Source organism: Peribacillus sedimenti, assembly GCF_046237635.1.
GTDB lineage: Bacteria > Bacillota > Bacilli > Bacillales > DSM-1321 > Peribacillus > Peribacillus sedimenti.
Genome location: NZ_CP143547.1, coordinates 4707689 through 4731903 on the forward strand (window position 1 = coordinate 4707689; position 24215 = coordinate 4731903).

The window sequence follows — 24215 nt, forward strand, 5'->3', positions numbered from 1 at the left end:
AAACATTTGTAAAACAAAGAAGGAGCCCTCATCCCCAGATGATGGCCCCTTCTGTTATTTTACCGTTACAGTCTGTTCCTGGTGCTCATGGATTTCGTCTTTTTCAACATGAACGACTACTTGATACTGTCCCGGTGCTGCAAATGTATGATTCAGATTATACTCTGCGCCCGCCTGCTCTTTTGCTTCCAGAAAAGCATGTTTCTGCTCACCCTGCTTCCAGATCTCAAAACGGACTCTGGCTGCTGTTAAAGGCTGGTCTTTATGCATGATATGTGCGTTCAATGTAACTGGCTTCTTGGAAGTGACAGCTTCGTCGATGTCAAAATGAATGGCAACTTCTGCATTTCCGTGATGATGTTCGTGCTCAGGAGCTTCTTCTGTACTTTCTGGATGTTTTTGTCCTGCTATTGTGTCAGGAGTTCCTACAGTAATCTTTGTACTCGGCATATTATGCATATCGCGTGCGGTGACATGCGCTACCACAATATAAATCCCGTTGTCCTTAAATGCTTTCTTGATCGCGTAGACTCCGCTTCCCTGATTCTTGGCGTCAACCATTTCAGATTCTGCCTCGCCCTGTTTGCGGAATTCGAATTGCACTTCGTCTGCATCGTCTACCTTCTCTTTGCCCTGCGTTACAGTGGCTTCGAAGGTTACCACTTCATTCAGCTTCACTTTTTCAGGAGCTTTTATGGAAACTTCTATAAACTCCGGGGTTTCTTGTTTTGACCCGGAATTGTCATTTTGAGCACAGCCCGCTAACAGTAAAAACATACTGATGAATAAGATATAATATTTTTTCATGTCGATCCTCTTTTCATGTAGTTATCCATGATCATACATATTCTAATTATACTCCTTTTCCCTTTCAAGAAATGTGTACAAAAACGAAATACTTATTTGGGCTTTTTCAGGCAATCATAAGTGGTGGAAATGTATGTTTAATCAAATCAAATGATATAGCTTCCATAAATAACTTGTTTGGACATGCAAAAGCATGATTGTAAACTAACGAAAGTAACAAGGGAGGACTATTTTTGGAGGATCAAAAAGTCAAATATAGCTTGCCGAGCACGAAAATCTCCGCCTACCTTCAGCTCGCTTTAAATGTAGCATTATTATTCCTTTCCATTACTTTATGCGTTTTGCTTGCCAAGGAAATTATCTATTTTATTAGCATCTCTATCTTTACACCAAACCTCGATATCAAATATGACCACCTGGAACGGATACTGGTTTTCTTTTTGTACTTCGAGTTCATTGCGATGATCGCTAAATATTTCCAGGAGGAGTACCACTTTCCGATTCGGTATTTCCTGTATATCGGGATAACGGCCATGGTCAGGCTCATCATCGTGTATCATGATAACCCGTTACACACATTATTGTTTACTTTAGCCACTCTTGTTCTGATCCTTGGCTTTGTCCTCATGAATTCGGCTTCCGGAAGAAAAGGAAGGATGTAGCTAAGACACAGATCGACCGAGCCAAGATTATATGTTTTACGATATGAATTAATAACAAAAGCCGTGAACCCTGCAGGCAGGATCACCCTTTTGTTTTTTTTTGCTCATATAGACTATTATCAATGCGGCCATTTTCCAACTTTATAAATTATCTTTCCATAATTTACCTTGTATCTTTTATCCATAAACATGGTAATATTATCCCGTAATTCTTACCAAGGGGGATATAAATGAAAAAACATCTATTGTTCTTAGCCTCGTTCTTATTATTCCTTTCCATCTTGCCGACACAATCCTCAGCACACCGGGGAGCGTATGACAAGCTGGGCGGCCATTTCGACAACAAGACATGCAATTACCTGTTGCACAAGCCAACTACCTTAGCAAAAACAGCTAAATCAAAAGCTGAGCTTGTCTCGCTGGTTAAAAAGTATAGCAGCAACTCGTGCAAGAATAAGCTGATAACAAGCAAATTACATCTGGAAGGCATGTCATTGCCGACCGGGACTGCCGCAGCGCCTAAAGCACCAGCTGTAAAGCCGACTTTGAATACAAAATACACAGCTTATTTATCTTCTTGTACCGACGGGGATACAGCTAACTTTAGAATCAACGGCAAAGTAACGAAAACACGCTTCCTGTTCATCGACACTCCCGAATATACAACTACAAAAGAAAAGTACGGCAAGGAAGCAAGCCAATATACATGTAATCGTTTAAAGAAAGCTAAGAAAATTACACTGGAGCTTGACGGGAAAGACAAATACGATAAATATAACCGGTTGCTCGCCTGGGTATGGGTGGATGGCAGATTGCTGCAGGAGGATATCACAAAAGCAGGCTTAGTAGAGGACTTTTATGACTACGGAACATATCGATATGAAACTAGGGTCCGTACTGCCATGACCTATGCCAAGGTGCATAAATTAAATCTATGGAAGTAAACAATGCTAGACTCTCCTTTTTGGAGGGTCTTATTTATTTTCAATTACACCCAAAGTTCACTGCGTATTTCCGTGCTCAACTAAAAAAACCGATTAATGAAGTATGTGCTTCATTAATCGGTTTTGCGTTTTCACAACCGGATTGTTCCATATTTAAGCTATCAATCTGTACGATTTCCTTGCGGATTGCATCGATTTCGCCAAGGTTGAGGAAGAGCTCATCCGGATTAAGCAGGGTCACGAACCCCCGTTCAGTCATCATAACTCCTGTTACATAATTGATCTTGGAGCTGATGACCCCATCCATTCCCCTTAGATCTTTATGATCAACGTCCAAGATCTGTGTAGCTTCCTCTACCACCAATCCAATGGACAAATCACGAAAATACACCAGGATTATTTTACTTTCTTCATTACTCTCAAAGCCGGTTTCATACAGAACTTGGGCTACATCCAATATTGGTACCACTCTATCCCAAAAGTTGGTTATGTCAACCACCTAAATGGTAAAAAATTCTACTAACATTCTCTTTTTTTTGTCTGAATGAATGTATTTTATGATTGAAGGAATTTTAATTGATGTCGAAATATGGAGTTTTATGTCTAAAAACTATTGGACAACAGGATAAATAATCCATATGATACATACAGATGCCATTATGCCTATATCTTTTACAGTATTTGTTTATTTGCCAGGTGCCTTACACAACGTGAATTCATAGAGATTACTGGAATCTACGCGTTCCCATATTAGGTTTAATCTATATATACATAAAACAACAAGGAGACGATTTAACATGAAAGATTTGTCTATTTATCACCAATTTGAGGCCAATTGCAGAAGATTGAGAGCTTCTCTGAAAAATAGCAAAGTAAAACCAATCTCGCCCGAGTTAGCATTTCATTTATTCACGCAATATTCATCTGAAGTGGATTTAAAAATAATCAATAACAATATTGAAAAAATCCTAAACCGGAATGGCAACGCAGGCAACTACCTCTTAATGCTGATTGAACCGCTTCAAGAAAAGCTAGCAGCACAGAACGTCCATCCTATTCAGATTAGTATGGAAACAAGCACACAAAGCATAGAGAACGTTGCTTCCTCTTTTTAAAACAATGTTTTTGTTCTCCTGTAAAGATAGCCATTCATGTTCTTAATGAGTTCAAAGTGTACCAACTCAAGAAGCTGGGTATATATATATCATCATTAACCTGGGGTGGTACACTTATGGAACGAATCCGGCTTTATGCAATCAACGAATACAAATATGCGATTATCGCTGCGTCGTGCAAGGAAGACGCATGCCAGCTATTCTATGATACAGTAAAAGATAAATTCAATGGAAGTGTCCTATTTTCAAAGAACTTCATTACTGAAAAAATGATGCTGATTGACTCCATCAGTCCAGCTTATAAATATTACAGTTCCCAACTCCCTGAAAATGTGACGCTTCCCTATATCATCCTGATTTCCGATTAATCGCAAAAAGCCAGCTTAAGGGCTGGCTTTTTTATGTTCCAACTGTTAATTTTAATACAATTTATTAATTTTAGCGATCGCCTGCTTCAAGCTGCCCATTGTCTGTATATCTTTGAAATCAATCCCTAAACCTACCATAGCCTGGGCAATTTCTGGACGGATGCCTGTGAAAGTGGGCTTCACTCCAATCATTTTTAGAGCATTTGCAACCTGGAACAATTCAGAAGCCACCATTGTATCGACAACAGGAACACCGGATAAGTCTATTATAAGCTCGGAGTTTCCAATGGAAGCACACCTTTCAAGGGATGTTTCCATTAAAATCCTTGCTCTATCTGTGTCCAGCTCGCCTACCAATGGCAAAATCGCGATTTCATCTGAAAGCGAAACAACCGGTGTGGAAATTTCTACAATAGCCTCCCGAGCCATGGAAAGGGTTTTTTTATAGTTTTCGACATACGACACACTGAACAAATACGCTGCATGGTCCATAATCGAGTCAAGAATTTCATTCATCTTTAAAATGGTATCGATCCTGGCGTTTTCTTTGTCGATATGTTCTTTCAAAAAATCCCATATGACAGTACGATATACTTTGTTTGTACTGAGCAGCTGATCTATGCTTATTCCATAATTCACTGCTTCTTGTCCCGTTTGCCTGGACCAGTCCGTCACCTCATCCCACACACTATCTGTGTCCAAAGACATTAACGCGGTCCCTATGTATCCAATTAATTTGCCCCGCCATTTCACGATCTCCAGGTCCTCTAGACCGCTTTCTCCAAGAAATTGGTTGTACCTCTCTTTTAATCCAGTACTGATTCCTCTTGATAACTCAAGCTGCTGCTCTACAATCTGTTTCCCCAAAAGTTTAGCTGTCTCCAACGGTGCTCCCCCTCAAAACCTAAAAACTTATAACATGTAATTCTTTATTTTTCTAAATTATCCTCCTTTTCGGGCTAGCAGCATTTTTATAAGAGGAAAAATAATAAAGCCCCATAAATTTTATGAGGCTTTTAGATATTTAAAATAAGGTTTTATTATCCATCGGCAGTGTGTTGTGCGTTTTCGGCGGCGCTGGCTGCAGCTCTGGCTTCGGCGCTTCCGGTTTTGGACTGGTTTCATATTTAAATGAGCTATGCCCGTCCAGGCTTTCACCATTCGCCCATCTTCCAGTACTGCTTTCCTCACCTTGTGAGAAGTTATACAGCGTAAAGGCTACATCCAACCTCTCCTGTTCACGCGGGAAAGTACTTGGCACGAGCAGCCCTTCTTTTTCCTCCAGCTCCACTATGGCAGCTGCCCATTGGTTTTGATGATAGGAGTCGCGGGCGATCAGTACGGAAAGCAAGTCCTTCACTCCACGGTCGTCACTCATTTCATACAGCCTTACCGCTTGAAGGCGTCCCTGCGATTCCGCGTTAAGATTCGCGCGGAAGTCGGCCAATAAATTCCCGCTGGACGCAATGTAACTTCCCATCCATGGGTTTCCTACACTGTCAGTAGGCCTTGCTCCAAGACCAGACACGATTGCATGCTGAGGATTCATGCCTCCAAGCACGGCACCGATCACCGGGTCTTTTGCAGCCTCCTCCTGCTGGTCGACTGGCGCGTTGTCCAGTAAACGTGCTACCATCGTAGCCAGCATCTCAATATGCCCAATTTCCTCTGTACCAATATCCAGCAGCAGGTCACGGTATTTTTCATTGCCCCTCGTGCTCCAGCCCTGGAATAAGTATTGCATCGCTACGCTCATTTCTCCAAATTGCCCGCCGATCAGTTCTTGCATTTTTTTTGCAAACAGCGGGTCCGGCCTATCGGGTTTAGCTTCGAATTGCAGTTCTTTTACATGGTAGAACATTCTTATTCAGCCTCCTAATAGTCTTTTGTAATCCTTACCTCCATTTGATACCCATTGTTTCTGCCTGAAAACGCAGAACTGGAAGGTTCCAAAAAAATAGGTCTATAGACCTATTTACTTTTATTCTAGCTAACAGAATTAATTGTGGGTTTTTGTTTAACGTTATCGAAATTAGGATATTAGAGGAATGTACGTACAGACACACAATCTTTCTTAGGAGGGAAGTATTCATGGCTGAAAAAAACGATGGAAAAATGAGCAGGGAAGAAGCAGGACGAAAAGGCGGAGAAGCTACTGCCCGAAATCATGACAAGGAATTCTACCAGGAAATTGGCAGAAAGGGCGGAGAAGCTACCGCTGAGAATCACGATAAAGACTTCTATCAGGAAATCGGGAAAAAAGGCGGGGAAACTACTGCCGAAAATCACGATAGGGAATTCTACCAGGAAATAGGCAGAAAAGGCGGAGAAACTACTGCTGAGAACCACGACAAAGATTTCTATCAGGAAATCGGAAGAAAAGGCGGGGAAGCTACCTCCAAGAACCATGACAAGGAGTTCTATCAAGAGATTGGTGAAAAAGGCGGGAACGCGCGTAACAATAACAACAAAGATTAATCATTAATAAACGGTCAATTGCCTCCATTCAGAAATGAATGGGGGCATTCTTCGTGGTAATTCCTATCAATTCGGCTAGGAGAAGCACGTCTCCTTTATTTTCCCGTTAACACCAGCCCTTTTCTGTCCATGATATATTGAAGTGCTTTCCGGAAGGTCGAGAACGTTGTGAAATCCCGGCTTAATGACAATCCGGATCTGACTAACTCCTGCGATACTCCTGGTGTAAAACCTGAAAATATGACCTGCACGCCCATTAATTTTAATGCAGCATGTATATTCTCTATATATCTGCCAAATGTATCCATCTCACCGATTTCCTTAACAGAAATGGCAGTAAAATCTACGACAAGCCAGCTTACCTCTGATAACCGGGAATAATCCATCAATTTAGCATATATAATTTCAAATCTTTCAGGCGATAATTTACCCGAAACAGGAAGCAGCAGTGTATCTGGAACAACAGATTGGATGATCGGTACAGAAATGTCCTGTATTAGCTGTTCATATTCTTTTATTTTATGTTTATACTGCTCCATTTGCTCTTGCAATAATTCCAGCTCAGTCTTCTGCATACTCTCACCCCATTAATAAAATCCCTGTTTTTTTATTTGTATACTAGAAATGTAACACGCTCTGGCATCTTTCACCACTATTATATATATAACTCTACGACTATTTTTGCCAAGGGCTTTTAGGTATATGGCACAACAAACGGGGTCTGACCCCTGTAACGGCTTAAAGAACTAAAGGGGGCCAGCCCCCAGGAAATGGTTTAAAGCGCCACATATGGTCTGACGAACGTCAATAAATTTTAAGCTTCATATGGGCTCTGACCCTCATCAATAATGGTGAGCTTCAAACGGGCTCTGACCATCAATAATCTTGAATTTTAATCGGGTCCGACCTCATCAATAATCTTGAGCTTTGATCAGGGTCTGAACCTCGGCAATGGATGAAAGCGGAGAAGGCCGCCAAATTTGTGGCAGCCTTCATGGTTTTCAATATTTAGTGGAGTTCGTCCATGTTGCTCATGGAATCCATATGGCTCGCAATCATTGCGATGATGGTTCCTGCTTCTTCTCTGCTGAAGATAAAATTCGTTTCGTCCTTGATTATGTCATCCTCTTCTGTCCAGATGCGATTTACCCGTCTAAGAACACCGTCGCCTGTTTCCTGGACAACCCCAAATTGGTAGGTTACTTCTACTTCATCCTCTTCGAAATAGGCTGTAACCTCAGGTGTTTCCCATTCCACATCAATTTCACCGTAGACTTCGACATCCCCGTTCTCATCCAGCTCGCGCAGGTCATCTTCATTTACAAAGCCTTCTTCGTATTCGTCATCATCATCAAGGTATACTGTTTCAACGTCATCCCCATCATCCACATCAATATCATCGTCTGCATAAGATACTTCAGACATATCGCCATTCATATAATCATGGAAGCTTTCATGTACGGCGTCGACGATATCCTCGATGTCGGGAAGAACAACCTTGCTGATTTGGCCAAACTCGTCATCGATGGTCTCGATATAAAATTCCTCATTATGGGGGTCATAGAAGAGCGTACAGAAATACTCCCGATCCATATCCTCATCGCTTTCAGCATAAAACTCGATTCGTGGATGCTTGGCCCCGCGCTCTACAGACATCTCTCCTGTCTGGTCATACTTGTCACAAATCGACTCAAGACTATCCTGCAGCTCACCGGTAACTCTGTCAAACCATTCTAAAGACATGGAATTCCCACCTTTCTAAGGGTTATCGATTATATTATTGCCTCGAATGGCTCTTTTACCATGCCATATGGTGGTAACCAAATTTTAAGAATGCAAAAAGCCCAATCAGGGCAAATTACATTCATAGAGCACAACGCGAAAGGAGACTGACATTGTGAATGATAAAAATCGAGAAGCTTTCACAACTAATGATGAAAGTGATACCGTACAGGGAGTGAACAGGCTTACAAAACATATCGTCAGCGCTGTTAAAGAAACCTTCGGAGAGGATCATCAACAACCAGAAGGTAAAGACAACAATCAATAAAAAAAGAAGCCAGCTCGAGCTTGCTGACTTCCTGTACATATTACAGTTTGAATCGCGAAATTGCCTTTTGCAGATCTTCAGCAAGGCTGGAAAGAGAATGGGCTGAAACAGACACTTCTTCAATCGTGGCAAGCTGTTCCTGCGACGCAGCGGCGCTCTCCTGCCCAGCCGCAGCACTTTTTTCACTGATTTCTTTTACCACGATCACTGCATCAGAAATGTGGCTGCTTGCCTCAGTCAATTCACTGACTGACGAAGCCACCTTTTCGACCCTGGACACCACTCCATCTATGGAATCAGAAATGTGTTCGAAGGCTTTTTGAACTGCTTCTGTATCCTTCATGCCCTCTGTTACCTGCTGATTTCCTTCCTTCATGGCTGCCACCGCTTGTCCTGTTTCACTCTGGATTTCAGCAATCGTGCCTGTAATTTCACCTGCTGATTTCCTGGACTGCTCTGCCAGCTTCCGCACCTCATCGGCCACTACGGCAAAACCTTTGCCATGTTCCCCTGCCCTGGCTGCTTCTATCGCAGCATTCAGCGCAAGGAGATTGGTCTGATCGGCAATACTTGTAATCATTCCGACAATCTCGTTTATTTCACTCGACTTTGCCTCGAGAGATTGTATAAGCTTAGTCGCATGGGATACGGATTGATGAATATTCGTCATTTGATGTACGACATGGCCGACCGATTCGGTTCCTTGTTTCGTGGTGCCCTTAGCTTGTTCTGTCGCCTGAAGCATTTGCTCACTGTTTTGAGAAATATGTAAGATTCCTGCTGTCATTTCATTGACTGAATCGCTCACTTCTCTAAAATGGCTGAGCTGCTGCTCCATCCCTTGAGAATTGCGCTGGGAAATTTCAGCTACCTGCTTGGCGTTCGCAGTACTTTGCTCTGCACTTGCAGCCAGTTGCTCACTGCTGGCAGCAACCTGTCCCGATGATATATTCACCTGGGTAATTACATGCTTTAAATCTCGAAGCATCTTATTCAAGGATTGAGCAAGCTCCCCAATTTCATCTCTATTCTTGACCTGGATCTCTTCAGTTGTTAAATCCCCCGCCGCCACGCTCCTAAGAGCCTGGGATGCTTTTTTGACCGGCTTTGAAATAATACGGCTGATATAAACGGCAAGCAAAATTCCAATTAACACTGCTCCGATACATGAAATGGCAACAACGGCCTTCGTGAAAGAGACAAACTGTTGGGTTTTCCCCTTTTGAGCCTCTAGCGCCTCACTTTGATGCTTGATAATACGATCAGCATAACTGTTAACATCCCCTTCGGCCATCTTCGCAGTTGTTTTTAATACTGATAAATATTCAGAGGTCTTATTCTGGGCCCTTAAGTCAATTTCATGCTTCACTATATCCTGGAATTTTTGATGGACACTTTCAAGTTTTTTCATCATGTCCCTGACTTCAGCGGACTCGTGGGTCGATTCTATTTCATTCACCAATTTGTCAAAGCGTTTAACAGAAGCATAATATTCGGTAGTATAGTAAGACTCTCCTGTTAATAGATAACTGCGGACTGCATTGGAGGATTGCTTAATTTCCAATTTTAATTCCTTTACATCTTCCATTGTCTTTACTTCTTCTTCCATCAAATGAGAATAATTTGCATCCATGCTTGTTACAGCATAATTTGCATATCCTCCCGCTCCCCCTAACAAAAGGAGCACAATGGCAAAACTTCCGACCAGTTTTTTACGCAGGGAAAGCTTAAAGGAACTACCCTGCTTTTTTTGATCGGTTTTTTTCGTGCGGATATGGGCTTTTACCTTAGCAGACTTATTTTTTTTCATAAGAAAACAGCCTTCTTTTCCTGTAATTTTACAATGATAGGCTTTATATCGGATAAAATTACCAAAACATAAGGCCTTTTTTCTTATTTTTCATGAATTTTCTGGAAACTAAGCTTCGTTCGAGAGGTATTATAAATCGGACACAGCGCTCTGTGCCCAAATACGATTTGTAGCAGATGTCCAGTAAAAATAGTCACTCTAAAAACTGGCTGCTTCTACGCTTTTTCCCTTTCATTTACCTGACTTATTCAAGAGTCGGTCCAGCTTTTGGTCAAGCTGTGTAAACTTGCGGTTAATTTGTTTATATGTCAAGAATCCAGCAAAGGCTTTGACGGCAAAAAACAATACGGCTCCCATTGTAATCAGCACATAGTTATGCGCCAATCCACCAAGAAATTCATTTATTTTCATATATAAATCCTTTGTCTGACGTTTTACCCTTACTTTGGCTAAATCACTGAAATTTTATGCCCGGATTCAAGCCTAAGTAAAAAGCAAAGACGGCGTGAACATTAGCGTTTAGGTATTGTTCACGCCGGCCCTGTCCTTATCGTATTACCTCTCCTGTACATTGCCTGCCTGGCCATGGCTTCCCTGCTTGGCCAATGTGATTTTTACATTGGAATAATAAAGGGTAGTCAGACCCTCAAATCCAGAGTCCGTGCCAAAAAATGCCCACAGCTCCCCATTCGAATCTGTTTTTACGATAATAGGTTTCGCCATTTTCAATTTCTTCATTTCATACAGTTCGCCAGTCAGATTGTTTTTCGCAATATTGCCTATAACCTGAGCATTAGTACCGGAAACTGCTTGATTTCCTTTGTTTACATTCATCTGCAGATTGCCTTTTACTGCAACTGCTTTTGGCTCCGCAGGGGAAACACCAGCTTTTACATATACACTTTCACCAGGCGAGCCGCCGACTCCCATTAGGCCTTTTTCCACGTTTGTGTAAAATTCTACTTCCATGGAAAAAAGGTACGTACTATCAGGGACCAACCCTTCCGTTTGGCCAATCTTTTTCTTGGCATACATAAACAAATCATCACTCCGGTTCATCCCGCTTAGCATCAAACCCTTTTTAAGTGCCTCCCCTTTTAGCGGTATCATTTCATATCCAAAACGCAGAGCATAATCTTCCTTCTTATAATTTACAGGCAGGTCCGCAAATCCGCCGGCCCATCCAGAAAGGTTCTTGTCAAAGCTGTACTCAAGCACGACATTGCTTAGTCCCTCCTGCACGATGAAAGAAATGATTTTGTTTACATGCCATTTTTTATTTTCTGCCAGAAGATTATAAACAACGCCTTTTTTATACGGTTTTAAGGGCTGGATTTTCAGGGCCTTTTTATTTTTTGAATCAATATAGACTTTTACGGGGTGTATGCTTTTTGATCCTTGCTGGCGCACGTTCACCTTAAAATTTTTCAAATCAGACTGTCTCAGTGTACGGCCTGCGTCCACTGTCCAAACCTTTTTCACATCCGTAGTCGTTCGTACATTGCCGGAAGTGCTCTTGACCGGGTTATCGAAAAGCGGCTTACCAGTATCAGAATCCAGGGCCGTTAATGTAGTGTATGGCGGCAGGTTCACTCTGCCAACTACATACGGATACGTAATCACTGTCAGGTATTTCTTGTCCTTTTCAGGCAGTTCTTCCTTAAAATAAAGCTTCAATTGTTCAAATATTTGTTCCTGCTTTACCAAACGTAGCCCATAGCCTGAGCTCGGTTTTGGACCTAACGAGAACACATACAGCGACCCTTCCTTGTGAATGCCTTTTTGGGTTTTTACGTTCTCCACAAATGCTCGTTCTGACTCTGTCAATTGGTCCATTGTCAGCACCTGGAATTCCTGTGAAGGTTTTTGCGGTTGTATACCATTTTGTTCAGCAGATACCATGGATGTAGTGGAAATTAAAAAAAACACGCTCAATGCTGCTAGGATTTTTTTCAATTTTGACTGCCCCCTTATCTATTTTCCCTTAGTATGACGCAGGAGCGATCAAAAAAGTTTCATATATCTGGAAATTAACTTAAGGACAGAATAAAAGAGAAAGGAATTTAGACCTTTCTCTTTATCGTCTTACTCTATTGGAATTTTGGTTTTTAGCCCATCAGAATTCGAATGAATAGTTAGCTGTACTCAGCAATCGCAGTCGCAGTCAAAATCCCGGTGAGGATAGCCTCCATACATTCCCGGATAGCCGCCATGTCCATAGTGATGGCCGTACGGGTAACCGCCATGACCATAGTGTCCATAGCCTGGGTATCCTCCGTAGCCTCCGTAACCATGGGATCCATGGCCTGGATAACCGCCCATTCCCGGATAGCCGCCCATTCCCGGGTAACCGCCCATTCCCGGGTAACCGCCCATTCCTGGATAGCCGCCCATTCCCGGGTAACCGCCCATTCCCGGGTAGCCTCCGTGCATGCCTGGGTATCCTCCGTATTGTCTATCCATCTTATATCTCCTCCTCAAGTAATTTCAAAGATAGTGTATGTGTCCCATGCTAAAGCGGCATAGACGGCTGCCTATTATCAAAAGAATGCGCCTTCACGAAAATATGGCTTAAGGATACAAGGACTATGGATGTGTAACAATTTGAGAGGAAGTAAAACTTTTTGGGACGCTGTATTATGCCAACCATTGATTTTAGCTGCAGGCGGAATCCTGATATACAGATTGGAAATCCGAAGAAATGATTTTTGACCAAGTCATTTTTTAATGAAATTGTGTCATTCCCCCCATATCCACATAAGATAAATCAACCCATATTAGTACTTCCATATTAAAAATACGAAAGAGGAGTTGAACGCAATGGCTGACGGCGCAGTTGGATTTGCCGGTGGTGGTTTCGCTTTATTGATTGTGTTATTTATTCTTTTGATCATTATCGGAGCTAGCTTCTGGGGAGGATATGGCTGGTAATGAGCAAGGCGGCCCATGCAGGCCGCTTTTTTTTACTTTATGTTTTCAATGAAATGGCTAACGATTTTCACTCTCGTGGAAATCATGTGATCGATGATCTCAATCAGAATATGAAGCTCATTCAGCTGTAATAGTGGACAGACGGCCGGGGTCTTTTGAGGAAAATAACTGATGTGTTTATTTTAACTCTGGGGTTAACACTGTGTATTTTTAAATTTAATCAATCGTTTGATTAAATTTCCTCGAGTCCTTTACATTTGTCAGAGCCCGGTCGATGTTTTGCTTCAAGTCACAAGCACTTCTTTTTCGCGCTCCTCCGCCTGGTCCTCCACTTCCCTCAAGCTGGGAAGAAGGAATGCTAGCGATGCAACGGTTACCATAAGCAATCCAATCCCGATAAACAATGCCGGGATGCCCCATGCTTCGGCAATCGCTCCTCCTGCTGCCGCCCCGAGCGGAGTTCCAATTGTAGAGAAAAGCATCCGGACAGCAAATACTCTGCCCAACAAATTCTGGGGTACCCTCTTTTGATACAATGTCGTATTGTTGACTGTCATAACAGGCATGCAAAAGGCTGAAATGAAGATGAGAAGCAGGGACATCGGAAAAAATGTGGATATCCCCAATACGGCTGTTGCTGAACCATCCAGGATGACGGAACCAAGCATAATGTTCCGAAGGCTCTTTGGTTTTTTATAAAATCCGACCATGAGCGTACCTGTCAGCATCCCCAAACCCATAAAGGATTCAAAGAACCCGAAGTGAAGCGTTCCCCCGCCTACGACTTCTTTTATATAAGGAAGGAACATGGGAAAGAATGCACCTTTGCAGATGTTTAAAATCACGAGGATAATAGCCATCCAAAGCAGGAAGGAATTATCCTTATAAAAACTTAAGCCTTCGCGAAACTCAGTAGACCATGAAGCACGTTTCTCCTTATTTCCTTCTGTTAGATTAGGTAGGAAGATCAGCAGAAAGCCAGACACGAAAAGTACAGACACTAAGATCATTAAAACGGTGCCAATACCGAATAAGTAAAGAAACAGTCCGCTAAGTGCCGGCGAAACCAGCATCATGATTTGAGACAGGCTGTCATTTAATGAATTTGCTTTTATTAATTGCTCCTTCGGCAGCAGCTGACCAATATGAGCCATGCTGGAAGGCAGGTAAAGCGGGCTGAATAAACCGGTGATCATCAGAACGGCAGACAGGTGCCATACCTCCAGCTGATTGGTTATATACAGTATGAAGGGAATCAAGAAGGCTACGGCCCGCACCCATTCCGCGATGATCATGATATATTTCCGGTTCCACCTATCAAGATAAGGGCCAGACCATAGCAGCGAAATCGAACGTGATACAAGGAAGAACACCATCATGCCGCCCATCATCAGTTTCGACCCTGTCAAAGTATAAACAAGCCAGCTGATGACAAAAGACGAAAACGTATCACCGAGGCTGGATGCTGTATTACCCAGCAAAATAAAGACAAAACCGCGGTTCTTCAATAATTCCTTCATTGCCGCCCTCCATAGTTATTCAATTTTTTTTGAACAAAATTATAGTTTCATTATAATTAAATGTTAAAAAGTGTCAATATTCTATTTGAAAAAGGGAATGGCAAAACTAATCAAATAACCGCGTAGTTGATACGGATTAATCTCCAACTCACCAGGCGAATAGGCAAAATCCTACAGCGGAATGTTTTTTTACGCGAGTCGCAAAACTATCCAATTTGATTAGGACCCCTCCGTTTGTACATACCTGTAATGAACTTCGGTAGTATGCAAATTACCAAATTGGTAAAAAGTCGGTTCGAGCATAAAACGGCGGATTTCGCACATAAATCCTGGATTTCGAGCATAAAAACATAAATTCCGCGCATAATACCTTGGATTTCGAGCATAAGCTGTTTGCATCCTTTGTAAAAAGCATTCTCTGAGCTGTTTTTTTACCTTATTTCCTAAAAAACAGCCCCTCCTTGCCAATTAACTGATCATATGGGTAATAAAAATGCGTACAATTTCAACTCTTGTCTATGAGCTTTTAACTTGGATCATTCATCCTTGCTCCAGAATAAAAAAACACCTTCCTACTATGTAGAGTCAAGCATAAAATGACGGATTTCGCTCATAAATCCGGGATTTCGAGCATTAAAACATAAATTCCGTACATAAAACCTTGGATTTCGAGCATAAGCCGTTTATATCCTTTGTAAAAAGCATCTAAAAAATTAGAAACCCGCCTCTGATCTGTTTTTTACCTTATTTCTTAAAAAACAGCCCCTCCGTTTCCATTAACATCACTTATTAACAATAATAATGTGTACAAGTTCAAAGCTTGTCTATGAGTATTTAACTTAGATCATCCTTGCTCCAAATACAAAAAACACCTCCCTACTAAGTAGAGAAGTGCCTATGATTTTTATTTATGATCCGAGTACATATTCCTCAAGAAGTTCCTTTAACTGTCCGAACATATCCGGCCTTACTTCATACCGGTCATGCTTGTTCGATAAGTCTTTAATGCCGCGCACAAGCCCGGCTGTCCTCAAAAGGGTAAGATGGTAATGCAAATTGCTTTTGGAAATTTGAAGCTCCCGCGAAAGCTCGGTTAGATTATAAGGTTTGGAAGCCAGGATTCTAAGGATTTGAAGCCGCTTATCATCCCCCAGCGCCCTTGTCAGCCTGGATAATCGCATTGGTGGAATTTCCTTGTTTTCTCCAGGAATCTCCACCGGGAAAGTGATCATCAATATTTCATTGAGCGGCGACACGAAGTTCATAGGAGTGATATGATAGCTTGGAATCATAATCACTTGCTTTGTTACTTTATCAGGAACAATTTTTATGCCATTCGTTATTTGCTCGATTAGCTCCACAGAGTCCATGGAACCCACCGAAGATTCCACACCGGCTGCCTTTTCAGCAAGCTTATCAAGGATGTGCTCCGAAATGGGATACTTCTGATGCCAATACCTTAATACTTCAGCATAATAATCCCGAAACTCCCCTAATTCACCTGGCAAACCTGCAGACAAATAGGGCGACAAAAGCTCGTAAATATCGCCGGCTGAAAGCCCCTTGAGCCATTGTAAAAATGCAGGTATATCTTGTTTTTCAGGAGATTTGTAAATTAGCATCGTCATATAATCGACAAAAGGAAGCGGATCAGATTGCTGCATCTTTGTTAGAAAATCCTCGTTATCCATTCCGGACTTGATCTCATTCACCCATGTTTTCCCCAGGTCATGGTAATTGTTTTTTACCGTAAAAACGAATAGGCTTGTGAGCAGTTCATATACCGGGCTTACATCCGTTTTGATTTGTAACATACCGCAACCTCCCATAAGCTCATACCCTTATATTAAATGACATTCCTCTTTCAATCCACTAAATGGTATAAAAGGGTTGAAGAAGGCATGCATTCAAAAAAGGTAGAACAGGAGGCCTGGTAAGCGCGGTTATCTTCAATATATGAAAAAATTCTACCCTAACTAATAGACAGCTTCCGCATCAATTCATCTTCCTGGGAGTAATCATACGGCTCGCTGTCTTTCAGGCTATGTTCAAGCTCCCATTCGATCGTCTTTTGCAGTCCTTTTTCATATGAAACGGGTTCAGCATAGCCTAGTTCTTTACGAATCAAAGAGGAATCCACTACAAGCAATTGGTCCGTATTGATATTAGCCCGTTGCGATTCATCCAGCAAATCCGCCTTCACATTAATGACCTCGCCATTCCAGCCATATACTTTTCCAATATCCTCAATCCATTCCTTGTTGGAACGCGTGTGTGCTTCACCTATGTTAAAAATCCTGGATTCCGGCAGCGGCTTCTCTACTGCCTTGACGATCCCCGCCGCCACATTCCCGACAAATCCTTTTGTCCACTTCCAGTACCCATAGCCTTCATCCAGAAAGATCGCCGGGCGGTTATCCTTCATGCGCCGGATATATTCCAAGGCTCTGTGCTGATAATCGTATGGACCATACACGACAGGAAGCCTTAGAATCGTAGATTGAAAATCAATATTTCTCATTAGCTCCTTTTCATAAAGGATTTTCTCGTAATCCCCCCTGCCTTCGACGTCTTTATAAAGAAACAGGTTTTCCCTCACATCCGACTTCTCATCGATGATGCCATTCTCCGGCTCGCCTCCCTCGATTCCAACGATCCGGCCAAAAGCCTTATATACATCCATACTGCTAAGTGCCACGATCCGATTCGTGATTCCCTGTGCGACAGACAGCAATCCCTGCGCATCAGACTGTGTCATCGGAATCATATCCAGAATCACATCAGGGCGAAAACTATTGAATTGATGTTTATAGTCCGCCAGATTCTTTCTGTCTCCTAAAATATTTACCACAGGCTGGTCACTATCCGTCATGCCCCTATGAAACAAAGCAACCTCATGCCCCTTTTCCAAGAGCTGCTCCACCACAGCTCTTCCTATGAATCTCGTCCCGCCTATCAGCAGTACTTTCATCCAGATCACCCCATCCTAATCATTTTTCAGGTTTTACTGCATCGACAATCAAGGAAACAAAGCCTAGCTTGCCCCTCATGTTCCCGTGGACCAAACCGTTTGGACCTGCAAATAAAGCCTTCCTTCTTATCCCAGTCATTGAAATGAAAGTTTCCTTCCTCATCGCAATACACCCAGTAGCTTCACCCCAAAGCCCTCTTTTTCAAATTCATTCGTTAGTTCCCCCTTTTGATAAAGAGCTCAAATGCTCGTGTATCAATTTCCATTCTCCTCTAACCCTCTTAAAGACATTCGTAGCTCGCCCACTCCCGCTTACCTTGTCTCCTTTGTAAAAACCCTCCCAATGATGGTCATACAAACACATGGCTATACTTTCACTTTCACCAATCCAATTTATATTTCGATATGCTGTATACCTCCTCCTGTATAAGCCTCCATGTGCTGGGGAAATATTTCTCGATTTCCGGCAAGCCTTTGTATTCATTCTTTTGAAACCAATACACTGCAACGTTTGCCCATAACGTCGGACCTGCTGAAAATCATGGCTATTGGTCGCAGCTATGTATCCTAATAACGTTTGATGAACCTCAATCGTTACACGCCCAAAACTTTACTTGCTGCAGGAGAAAACTAAGAATAAAGGAATGCGCATTCTTCTTTTGTATTCTTCCAAGTCCCCAATATATTCCGGCTTCGGTGCACACTCGCTAAAGTCTTCAATTTTAAACCCGCTATTTTTCAGCAGCCTGTAATAATCCTCAATAGTCCTGTGATATTTGACCACTATCTGATCCATCCAGGGCTCCTCCCGCTTTCCTGTTTCAAAATACTGGTCAACAATCCAGTTTGTACGTCTGCCGGATATAGCCGCACTCTCTGTATGGGAAGTGAGGACAGGATGCTGGACACTGAACACAAACCGACCGCCTGTTTTCAGTGCAATATTTATCTTGTTAAAAATGGGCTGTACATCTTCAATATAGTGAAATACTAACATCTAGAAAGAACTGCATCATATTTTTCGGCAGGGAAACGCCAGTCCTCGAGGGAATAATGGTGAATTTTAGATGGGGTTCCTAACAGGTTCCGACGGGCTTCCGAAGCCATGTTCAAGGATCCTTCCACGCCTTCAAAGAAGGCACAGCCTTTCTGAATCAGCTCATAGCCATACCTTCCATCCCCGCACCCTAAATCAAGGATGTCCTTCCCTGAAACATCCCCGACCATTTTGGCAAAAACAGGCTGTTCTATCAGATTGTTTGGGCTTTCCAACCGATTTCTCTTACTCGTAAAAGCTTGAAAAAAATCATGATTGTCATATACCGTTGAACCCTTATAAACCATCTCATCCACCCTTTCTGCATAAAAAAACTAATGGCAGAACGCCATTAGTCCGTTAAAATCAGAGAAGCCATGTTTTCCATATTTATTTTGACAAAAATAGTATTGGAATCCATGCTGCTCCTCCTCACTCAATTTACATAATTTTCTATACGATAGTATACTGAACAGGTGCCTGAGTCAACATTTTATTATTATAGAGAAACAACTTACATGGGGATGAGTTTTAGATGGAATCGACAACACAAAGCTTCATCGGGAGCCGCTCTCTGCTTTAACGGAAGCTTCCATTAAACAGCTAATTTTGAATGGATTTTTAGATTACTTTCCAAAGAAAGATGATTCGTTTAACCCTGATATATATAATCATTTATAGTTTTATTCCCAACCAAACATATTGCTGGTCGGTAAAATGGATGCAGAAGTAGTCTGTACCGGCAGACTTATACAGGATTCCTATAACAAGGCAAGGATGGTCCGCATGTCAGTGGCAACACTTTTACAAACTTGGTTTTCCATTCCTCGTTCTTGAGGCTTTGGAGAATAAAGCAAAAAACCGTAACTTTAAAAGCTTGTAATAGAGACCACTTCCGAGTGGGAAAGCCCTATCAATATGTATAAGAAGTTTCATTATGAAGTGGACAGAATCGAGGATGGGTAAATTCATTTCATAAAACAGCTTTAATTGATATACAGACAGTCAGCTTTCAACAAAATGTTTTATTATTGGACACTAGCTGACGAAGTAGGTCGCAAAATCGGTTTTTTTATTTGATTCTTTGCATCCCAAATCCCTATATAATGAATCTGTGAAACATACATATTGGAAAGAAGGGATAGAACCTTTGAAAAAATTCAGTCGTATTTTATCCGTTTCCGCACTTAGTATCTCCCTTGCATTTTCGTCCGCCGCTATTACAAATCCTGTACAAGCTGCAGCCGCCACTCAAACACAAAAAGAAACCCTGCAATATAATCAATCCGATTTTTATAACTATATGGCCTATGATGCGTTATTGCTGAAAAGAATGGAGAATGTTACAGATAAATTCGAAAAGGCCACTAAAAATATAACGGATGTTTCTCCTGAATACATTACAGCTAACAAAGTATTCCTGAAAGATCTTCAGGCCATCGAAAAAAAATACAAGAGTTATACCATTAAAAATAAGGATTTCGCTGGGTTAAAGACAATCACAGCCCGGTCTATGAAGAGAATTACAGGCTTACAATCTCTTACAGTTCAAGTCTTGGATACCCAGGATGAAAAGCTGGCATTGGAATTAGACAAACAGCTTAAGGATTTTGACAGGCTGATGGATAAAGACGACAAAGACTATACCACCCTTGCCCAGAAAATAATAAAGAAATATAAAATTAAGCGAAATGCCGCCATCAATTACGCTGTATATGGAGACGAAGGTAAGACCATAAGCCCTAGCGTCATGTCTTACATCGTTAAAAAAGGTGATAGCCTTGCCTCGATATCCAAAGCCTTCGGTGTAACGGCGTCTGACCTAAAAAAATGGAACAATCTTAAAGCAAATCCAAAGACCGGGCAAAAAATCAAGATTCAAATAAAATAGGAGAAGAACTCCAAAAAAGTTAGCATGTTAACACACGCTAACTTTTTTCCAGTCTAAACTTTTTACAGCCCATAAAAACTTTCATGATAGGAAAACAGTTCCTCGTTTACGCATTCCACGCCTTCACCGGCCTATCATCTGGATATCCATATTGCTCCCGATGCCTTTTCCTTTCTGCGGTGAAGTCCCACCAGTTCTTTTCGCTGCCAGGGTTATTGGCATGATAAACCACACATCTTAATGAGTCCTCCACACAAGGATCCATCCAAACGCCATACTTTTTCTCAAGCTCAATTATCAGCTCTTCGCCTTTCTTGCTGCGTAATTGCTCAAAATCATAATATCCTAAATCGATGACTACATTATGTGCTAGATTAGGTCCTATAGAAGGGATGGATTGAAACAGGGCAAGAGCAATCAGCTCCCTTGCACGTTCCTGTGTACTACCTAATATCCCGGCTAATTCTTCGGGTCTATAGCTCTTAATTTCCGCTAACTTAATTTTATTTTTCCGGAGATACAAGCGCTCCTCCTGTGTCAGATCCAGCTTTGGCGTTTTACCCTTTCCCATCGTGATCTCACCCATTCATTCCAATCATGGCCCCTCGTTCATCAAATATGGATTTTGGGTTGAAGGCCACTTCCCATGCATTATTTTCCGGATCCAGAAACACGAACGTCCGCCCGCCCCAAAACGCATTCTCAGGGTTTTTAACAATCTTGCCGCCTGCCTTTTCTACAGCGATTGCCACTGTATCCACTTCTTCTGGAGAATCCACATTAATGCTTAGGGTGATTCCCCTTAAGTAATGTTTTGATTCAGGCTTCGGCAGTGATGCATCTTCCGCCAATTCTGATATGCCCCAAATGGAAAACATACAGCCTGCTGTTTGAAAGACAGCATACTCATCTGAACTCCATTCAGTCTCCGACCATCCCAGACGTTTATAAAACTTCCGGAGCTCCGCTACATTCCAGCTTCCAATCGTTACAAGACTCAACCGCTGCGGTACCATATGATCCCCCTTCCTCCGGATTTTTTATATAGATATATTTCGTACAGCACCCAGTATCTCCTCTTTCAGATACAAAAAAACCAATGGCAAAATACCATTAGTTTTTCGTGAGGTTAGCTCGCTGCTTGCTCTTTCTTCTTCGTTTTGGGCTTAATATACAGTCCTAATTCCTTCTGATCCGCCATCAGAGATTTATATAGGGAAACTCCCATTAAAATCATGATGATGGAGAATGGAAATGCAGCTACAACCAAAGCGTTTTGCAGGCCTTGCAATCCTCCGCTGTATAAAAGGATCACCGCTACAGCAGACTGCAAAATGCCCCATGTTAGCTTTACAGAATTCGGCGGATTGAGCGAGCCATGGGTGGTCTGCATCCCCAGTACGAATGTAGCAGAGTCTGCAGAGGTGATGAAAAACGTCCCGATCAGCAAGACACCGACTATAGAGAGGATATTTGACATTGGAAATTCACTGAACACACCAAACAATACCTGTTCAGTAGCCAGTTTGGTCAAGTCGATACCGCCACCCTGCTGAACATCGATTGCTGATGTCCCAAATACGGCAAACCAGATAAAGCTGACCAATGCTGGTGCCAGCAAGACTCCGATCAAGAATTCCCGAATGGTCCGTCCGCGGGATACCCGGGCGATGAAGATTCCGACAAATGGAGACCAGGAAATCCACCAGGCCCAGTAGAAAATGGTCCAGCCATTGATCCATTCCCGATCCCCGGCCTGCAGCGGTGCAATCCTGAAACTCATTTGAACGATGTTTTGCAAATAAGTTCCGAGGGTATCTGTAAATAAATTCAATATGAGGACAGTCGGTCCAGCTACAAACACAAGCAGAAGCAATAATACCGCAAGAGCGATATTCGCATTGCTCAGATATTTTATTCCTTTCCCCAGGCCAGACCAGGCTGAGATCATGAAAAGGACCGTCACGATAACAATAATGATGACCTGAACGGTAAAGTTGATAGGGATATCAGTGAGGTAAGATAAACCGCCATTAATTTGTGCTGCACCAAATCCTAGTGTTGTTGCAACCCCTATAACGGTGGCAAGAACGGCCAATATGTCGATCAAGGCCCCGATTTTTCCTTTTGAAAATTTGCCCAGAAGCGGGGTTAGAGTGGCACTAATGAGACCTGGCTCACCTTTGCGGAATTTGAAGTAAGCCAATGACAGAGCAACAAGCGCATAAATTCCCCAGGCATGCAATCCCCAGTGGAAGAAGGAGTAACGCATGGACTCTTTAACCGCAGAATTCGTTCCAGCTTCTGCGAGCGGCGGATCAACGGCAAAATGCGATAGTGGTTCTGCTGCTCCCCAAAAGACAAGCCCGATCCCCATGCCTGCAGAAAACAGCATGGCGAACCATGAAACCGTCGAGAACTCCGGCTTTTCATCAGGTTTCCCTAAGCGGATCATGCCTATCGGACTGATGATTAAAAAGATACAAAAAATAACAATGATTGAAACAAGAATTAAATAATACCAGCCGAAACTGGAAGTAATGAAATTCTCTACATTTCCGGCAGCCTTCTCTAACCCTTCCGGAAATGCCGCACCGGCAATCACCGCAGAGATTAACAGGGCCACCGAAACCCAAAATACAGTTGATACTTTCTTCATCCAATTCCCCTTTCGAAGTAAAAATATGAAATAGGTTACCTGCTTGCCGATGATAAACAGCAAGAGTCCTCACCTTAACAAAGATTGTATTCATTTTCAAAGGAAAGCCCTTATTCCCTGATTTTCCCTGTTGATATTTTACCTAAAAGCCAGTATTTGAAATTTATTGGTTATCTAATGGAAAGTTAACTCATGTGAACTGGAAGAAATTCAAATGACTTTAAACAACTGGATTAACAAACGAAATGAATTAGAAACAAAAAAAACAGGCATAAAAAGGAACTCTATATCCATAAAATAGGTCTCGTTACTTTAATTCTAGTTTTTATTAGTCATAGAAGCGTAAAAAAAGGACTAAAAATTAGTCCCCTTCAATCAAAAATGATTGTGTTCAGTCTCAGTAATATATAGGCCCCCATCAACTGGCGTTACTCTAAATTCATATCTTCCCCATCTAACTAATTGTGCATGGCCGGTTGATTTTGCTTTATTTACTACAGCCCAAAATGTTTTAGCACTTACCGGAACACCGGCTAGTTGCAACGATCGTTTAGCAACTTCTAAAACATCTTTATCCCTGGGATTTGCGATTGTCACATCAATATAATATCCGCCTATTTTCTGGCTACGTAATACAGCGACGGCTGTACTTAAGCCACCATAGTAATTGACCTTTTTGAAAGCAAAAAATCTAAGGTTCTTCCCCTCTTGGTCATACTCAACCTGTTGCCATTTTGCATTTACTAAAACTTTTTCCAGTGTGACGAATTTTTTGGCAGCAGTTACTTTAGTTGAAAATGTTGGCGTTTTGGCGGCTACGATTACATTGGTTTGTTCTAGCATAAATCCGAATACCATGATTGAAACTAGTAATATCGTAAAAAATTTTTTCAAAGATACTGACCCCATATATTTTTGAATACAGAAAGATAATACCATTTACAAAGGTTATTTAACAATAGGTTACATACAT

General features: G+C 41.9%; 27 protein-coding genes and 2 pseudogenes. 9 read left to right on the top strand and 20 right to left on the bottom strand.

From position 1 onward, the window contains the following. Window positions 1–54 precede the first annotated feature (54 nt). On the bottom strand, window positions 55–807 hold the full coding sequence (locus V1500_RS23085) for a FixH family protein (RefSeq protein WP_409302984.1): 753 nt from the start codon (window positions 805–807) through the stop codon (window positions 55–57). Between the two features lie 233 nt (window positions 808–1040). Here V1500_RS23085 and psiE point away from each other — a divergent pair, with 233 nt between their 5' ends. After that, window positions 1041–1469, top strand: a complete 429-nt coding sequence (gene psiE, locus V1500_RS23090) for a phosphate-starvation-inducible protein PsiE (protein WP_409302986.1) — start codon at window positions 1041–1043, stop codon at window positions 1467–1469. 230 nt (window positions 1470–1699) lie between these two features. Continuing rightward, complete coding sequence (locus tag V1500_RS23095; protein WP_409302988.1) at window positions 1700–2413, top strand: thermonuclease family protein; 714 nt, start codon at window positions 1700–1702, stop codon at window positions 2411–2413. Window positions 2414–2489: 76 nt separating this feature from the next. Here the strand turns inward: V1500_RS23095 and V1500_RS23100 are convergent, their stop codons facing one another. Then, window positions 2490–2870: a chemotaxis protein CheW gene (locus V1500_RS23100; protein WP_409302990.1), complete on the bottom strand. Its 381-nt coding sequence runs from the start codon at window positions 2868–2870 to the stop codon at window positions 2490–2492. Between the two features lie 340 nt (window positions 2871–3210). On the opposite strand from V1500_RS23100, the gene V1500_RS23105 reads away from it, so the two are divergent. Both V1500_RS23105 and V1500_RS23110 read left to right on the top strand, forming a co-directional pair. Then, window positions 3211–3528, top strand: coding sequence for a hypothetical protein (locus tag V1500_RS23105; RefSeq protein ID WP_409302992.1), 318 nt, complete (start codon window positions 3211–3213; stop codon window positions 3526–3528). Between the two features lie 116 nt (window positions 3529–3644). After that, complete coding sequence (locus V1500_RS23110; protein WP_409302994.1) at window positions 3645–3896, top strand: hypothetical protein; 252 nt, start codon at window positions 3645–3647, stop codon at window positions 3894–3896. A gap of 51 nt (window positions 3897–3947) precedes the next feature. Here V1500_RS23110 and V1500_RS23115 read toward each other — a convergent pair whose 3' ends face one another. Beyond that, window positions 3948–4781, bottom strand: coding sequence for an STAS domain-containing protein (locus V1500_RS23115; RefSeq protein ID WP_409302996.1), 834 nt, complete (start codon window positions 4779–4781; stop codon window positions 3948–3950). A gap of 139 nt (window positions 4782–4920) precedes the next feature. Next, window positions 4921–5757, bottom strand: coding sequence for a manganese catalase family protein (locus V1500_RS23120; protein WP_409302998.1), 837 nt, complete (start codon window positions 5755–5757; stop codon window positions 4921–4923). A 230-nt stretch (window positions 5758–5987) separates the two neighbouring features. Between V1500_RS23120 and gsiB the strand changes: the two genes are divergently transcribed. After that, complete coding sequence (gsiB, locus tag V1500_RS23125; RefSeq protein WP_409303000.1) at window positions 5988–6374, top strand: glucose starvation-inducible protein GsiB; 387 nt, start codon at window positions 5988–5990, stop codon at window positions 6372–6374. A 95-nt stretch (window positions 6375–6469) separates the two neighbouring features. On the opposite strand, the gene V1500_RS23130 is transcribed toward gsiB, so the two are convergent. Both V1500_RS23130 and V1500_RS23135 read right to left on the bottom strand, forming a co-directional pair. Beyond that, window positions 6470–6949: an STAS domain-containing protein gene (locus tag V1500_RS23130; RefSeq protein WP_409303002.1), complete on the bottom strand. Its 480-nt coding sequence runs from the start codon at window positions 6947–6949 to the stop codon at window positions 6470–6472. A gap of 433 nt (window positions 6950–7382) precedes the next feature. After that, complete coding sequence (locus tag V1500_RS23135) at window positions 7383–8117, bottom strand: hypothetical protein (protein ID WP_409303004.1); 735 nt, start codon at window positions 8115–8117, stop codon at window positions 7383–7385. Window positions 8118–8271: 154 nt separating this feature from the next. On the opposite strand from V1500_RS23135, the gene V1500_RS23140 reads away from it, so the two are divergent. Next, the gene (locus tag V1500_RS23140) at window positions 8272–8424 is read left to right on the top strand and encodes a hypothetical protein (protein WP_409303006.1); all 153 of its coding nucleotides are present in this window, start codon (window positions 8272–8274) and stop codon (window positions 8422–8424) included. A gap of 40 nt (window positions 8425–8464) precedes the next feature. Here V1500_RS23140 and V1500_RS23145 read toward each other — a convergent pair whose 3' ends face one another. The 4 genes from V1500_RS23145 to V1500_RS23160 form a co-directional block, all read right to left on the bottom strand. Continuing rightward, window positions 8465–10234: a methyl-accepting chemotaxis protein gene (locus V1500_RS23145; protein WP_409303008.1), complete on the bottom strand. Its 1770-nt coding sequence runs from the start codon at window positions 10232–10234 to the stop codon at window positions 8465–8467. A gap of 231 nt (window positions 10235–10465) precedes the next feature. Beyond that, window positions 10466–10645, bottom strand: a complete 180-nt coding sequence (locus V1500_RS23150; RefSeq protein ID WP_409303010.1) for a hypothetical protein — start codon at window positions 10643–10645, stop codon at window positions 10466–10468. A 144-nt stretch (window positions 10646–10789) separates the two neighbouring features. After that, window positions 10790–12190: a protease complex subunit PrcB family protein gene (locus tag V1500_RS23155; RefSeq protein ID WP_409303012.1), complete on the bottom strand. Its 1401-nt coding sequence runs from the start codon at window positions 12188–12190 to the stop codon at window positions 10790–10792. Between the two features lie 189 nt (window positions 12191–12379). Continuing rightward, window positions 12380–12697: a hypothetical protein gene (locus tag V1500_RS23160; RefSeq protein ID WP_409303013.1), complete on the bottom strand. Its 318-nt coding sequence runs from the start codon at window positions 12695–12697 to the stop codon at window positions 12380–12382. A 357-nt stretch (window positions 12698–13054) separates the two neighbouring features. Between V1500_RS23160 and V1500_RS23165 the strand changes: the two genes are divergently transcribed. Both V1500_RS23165 and V1500_RS23170 read left to right on the top strand, forming a co-directional pair. Then, on the top strand, window positions 13055–13165 hold the full coding sequence (locus V1500_RS23165) for a YjcZ family sporulation protein (RefSeq protein ID WP_409303015.1): 111 nt from the start codon (window positions 13055–13057) through the stop codon (window positions 13163–13165). Next, a complete protein-coding gene (locus V1500_RS23170; protein ID WP_409303017.1) occupies window positions 13165–13296 on the top strand; it encodes a hypothetical protein in 132 nt (43 codons plus the stop codon). The genes V1500_RS23165 and V1500_RS23170 overlap by 1 nt, the downstream gene beginning before the upstream one ends. A gap of 153 nt (window positions 13297–13449) precedes the next feature. Here V1500_RS23170 and V1500_RS23175 read toward each other — a convergent pair whose 3' ends face one another. The 6 genes and pseudogenes from V1500_RS23175 to V1500_RS23200 all read right to left on the bottom strand — a co-directional run bounded on the left by V1500_RS23175 (window position 13450) and on the right by V1500_RS23200 (window position 19000). Next, a complete protein-coding gene (locus V1500_RS23175) occupies window positions 13450–14685 on the bottom strand; it encodes an MFS transporter (protein ID WP_409303019.1) in 1236 nt (411 codons plus the stop codon). 908 nt (window positions 14686–15593) lie between these two features. Beyond that, window positions 15594–16499, bottom strand: coding sequence for an ArsR/SmtB family transcription factor (locus V1500_RS23180; RefSeq protein ID WP_409303021.1), 906 nt, complete (start codon window positions 16497–16499; stop codon window positions 15594–15596). 158 nt (window positions 16500–16657) lie between these two features. Further along, entirely contained in the window at window positions 16658–17656 is a 999-nt protein-coding gene (locus V1500_RS23185) for an NAD-dependent epimerase/dehydratase family protein (RefSeq protein WP_409303023.1), read from the bottom strand. A 19-nt stretch (window positions 17657–17675) separates the two neighbouring features. Further along, a pseudogene (locus V1500_RS23190) lies at window positions 17676–17875 on the bottom strand (SAM-dependent methyltransferase); the annotation flags it as partial. After that, window positions 17865–18140: a nuclear transport factor 2 family protein gene (locus V1500_RS23195; RefSeq protein ID WP_409303025.1), complete on the bottom strand. Its 276-nt coding sequence runs from the start codon at window positions 18138–18140 to the stop codon at window positions 17865–17867. The pseudogene V1500_RS23190 and the gene V1500_RS23195, both read right to left, overlap by 11 nt. A 126-nt stretch (window positions 18141–18266) precedes the next feature. Then, a pseudogene (locus V1500_RS23200) lies at window positions 18267–19000 on the bottom strand (class I SAM-dependent DNA methyltransferase). An 842-nt stretch (window positions 19001–19842) separates the two neighbouring features. Between V1500_RS23200 and V1500_RS23205 the strand changes: the two are divergent. Continuing rightward, on the top strand, window positions 19843–20583 hold the full coding sequence (locus tag V1500_RS23205) for a LysM peptidoglycan-binding domain-containing protein (RefSeq protein WP_409303027.1): 741 nt from the start codon (window positions 19843–19845) through the stop codon (window positions 20581–20583). 106 nt (window positions 20584–20689) lie between these two features. On the opposite strand, the gene V1500_RS23210 is transcribed toward V1500_RS23205, so the two are convergent. The 4 genes from V1500_RS23210 to V1500_RS23225 form a co-directional block, all read right to left on the bottom strand. Further along, the gene (locus V1500_RS23210; RefSeq protein ID WP_409303029.1) at window positions 20690–21154 is read right to left on the bottom strand and encodes a helix-hairpin-helix domain-containing protein; all 465 of its coding nucleotides are present in this window, start codon (window positions 21152–21154) and stop codon (window positions 20690–20692) included. Between the two features lie 7 nt (window positions 21155–21161). Next, the gene (locus V1500_RS23215; protein WP_409303031.1) at window positions 21162–21599 is read right to left on the bottom strand and encodes a VOC family protein; all 438 of its coding nucleotides are present in this window, start codon (window positions 21597–21599) and stop codon (window positions 21162–21164) included. 113 nt (window positions 21600–21712) lie between these two features. After that, window positions 21713–23242, bottom strand: a complete 1530-nt coding sequence (locus V1500_RS23220) for a glycine betaine uptake BCCT transporter (protein ID WP_409303032.1) — start codon at window positions 23240–23242, stop codon at window positions 21713–21715. Window positions 23243–23617: 375 nt separating this feature from the next. Then, complete coding sequence (locus V1500_RS23225; RefSeq protein ID WP_409303034.1) at window positions 23618–24136, bottom strand: hypothetical protein; 519 nt, start codon at window positions 24134–24136, stop codon at window positions 23618–23620. Between the last annotated feature and the right edge of the window lie 79 nt (window positions 24137–24215).

Bases quoted from the DNA above. Each gene is read 5' to 3' on its own strand.
- V1500_RS23085 (WP_409302984.1), bottom strand. From the start codon at position 807: ATGAAAAAATATTATATCTTATTCATCAGTATGTTTTTACTGTTAGCG.
- V1500_RS23095 (WP_409302988.1), top strand. From the start codon at position 1,700: ATGAAAAAACATCTATTGTTCTTAGCCTCGTTCTTATTATTCCTTTCC.
- V1500_RS23105 (WP_409302992.1), top strand. From the start codon at position 3,211: ATGAAAGATTTGTCTATTTATCACCAATTTGAGGCCAATTGCAGAAGA.
- V1500_RS23110 (WP_409302994.1), top strand. From the start codon at position 3,645: ATGGAACGAATCCGGCTTTATGCAATCAACGAATACAAATATGCGATT.
- V1500_RS23120 (WP_409302998.1), bottom strand. From the start codon at position 5,757: ATGTTCTACCATGTAAAAGAACTGCAATTCGAAGCTAAACCCGATAGG.
- gsiB (WP_409303000.1), top strand. From the start codon at position 5,988: ATGGCTGAAAAAAACGATGGAAAAATGAGCAGGGAAGAAGCAGGACGA.
- V1500_RS23130 (WP_409303002.1), bottom strand. From the start codon at position 6,949: ATGCAGAAGACTGAGCTGGAATTATTGCAAGAGCAAATGGAGCAGTAT.
- V1500_RS23135 (WP_409303004.1), bottom strand. From the start codon at position 8,117: ATGTCTTTAGAATGGTTTGACAGAGTTACCGGTGAGCTGCAGGATAGT.
- V1500_RS23145 (WP_409303008.1), bottom strand. From the start codon at position 10,234: ATGAAAAAAAATAAGTCTGCTAAGGTAAAAGCCCATATCCGCACGAAA.
- V1500_RS23150 (WP_409303010.1), bottom strand. From the start codon at position 10,645: ATGAAAATAAATGAATTTCTTGGTGGATTGGCGCATAACTATGTGCTG.
- V1500_RS23160 (WP_409303013.1), bottom strand. From the start codon at position 12,697: ATGGATAGACAATACGGAGGATACCCAGGCATGCACGGAGGCTACCCG.
- V1500_RS23165 (WP_409303015.1), top strand. From the start codon at position 13,055: ATGGCTGACGGCGCAGTTGGATTTGCCGGTGGTGGTTTCGCTTTATTG.
- V1500_RS23170 (WP_409303017.1), top strand. From the start codon at position 13,165: ATGAGCAAGGCGGCCCATGCAGGCCGCTTTTTTTTACTTTATGTTTTC.
- V1500_RS23175 (WP_409303019.1), bottom strand. From the start codon at position 14,685: ATGAAGGAATTATTGAAGAACCGCGGTTTTGTCTTTATTTTGCTGGGT.
- V1500_RS23180 (WP_409303021.1), bottom strand. From the start codon at position 16,499: ATGTTACAAATCAAAACGGATGTAAGCCCGGTATATGAACTGCTCACA.
- V1500_RS23185 (WP_409303023.1), bottom strand. From the start codon at position 17,656: ATGAAAGTACTGCTGATAGGCGGGACGAGATTCATAGGAAGAGCTGTG.
- V1500_RS23195 (WP_409303025.1), bottom strand. From the start codon at position 18,140: ATGAATACAAAGGCTTGCCGGAAATCGAGAAATATTTCCCCAGCACAT.
- V1500_RS23210 (WP_409303029.1), bottom strand. From the start codon at position 21,154: ATGGGAAAGGGTAAAACGCCAAAGCTGGATCTGACACAGGAGGAGCGC.
- V1500_RS23215 (WP_409303031.1), bottom strand. From the start codon at position 21,599: ATGGTACCGCAGCGGTTGAGTCTTGTAACGATTGGAAGCTGGAATGTA.
- V1500_RS23220 (WP_409303032.1), bottom strand. From the start codon at position 23,242: ATGAAGAAAGTATCAACTGTATTTTGGGTTTCGGTGGCCCTGTTAATC.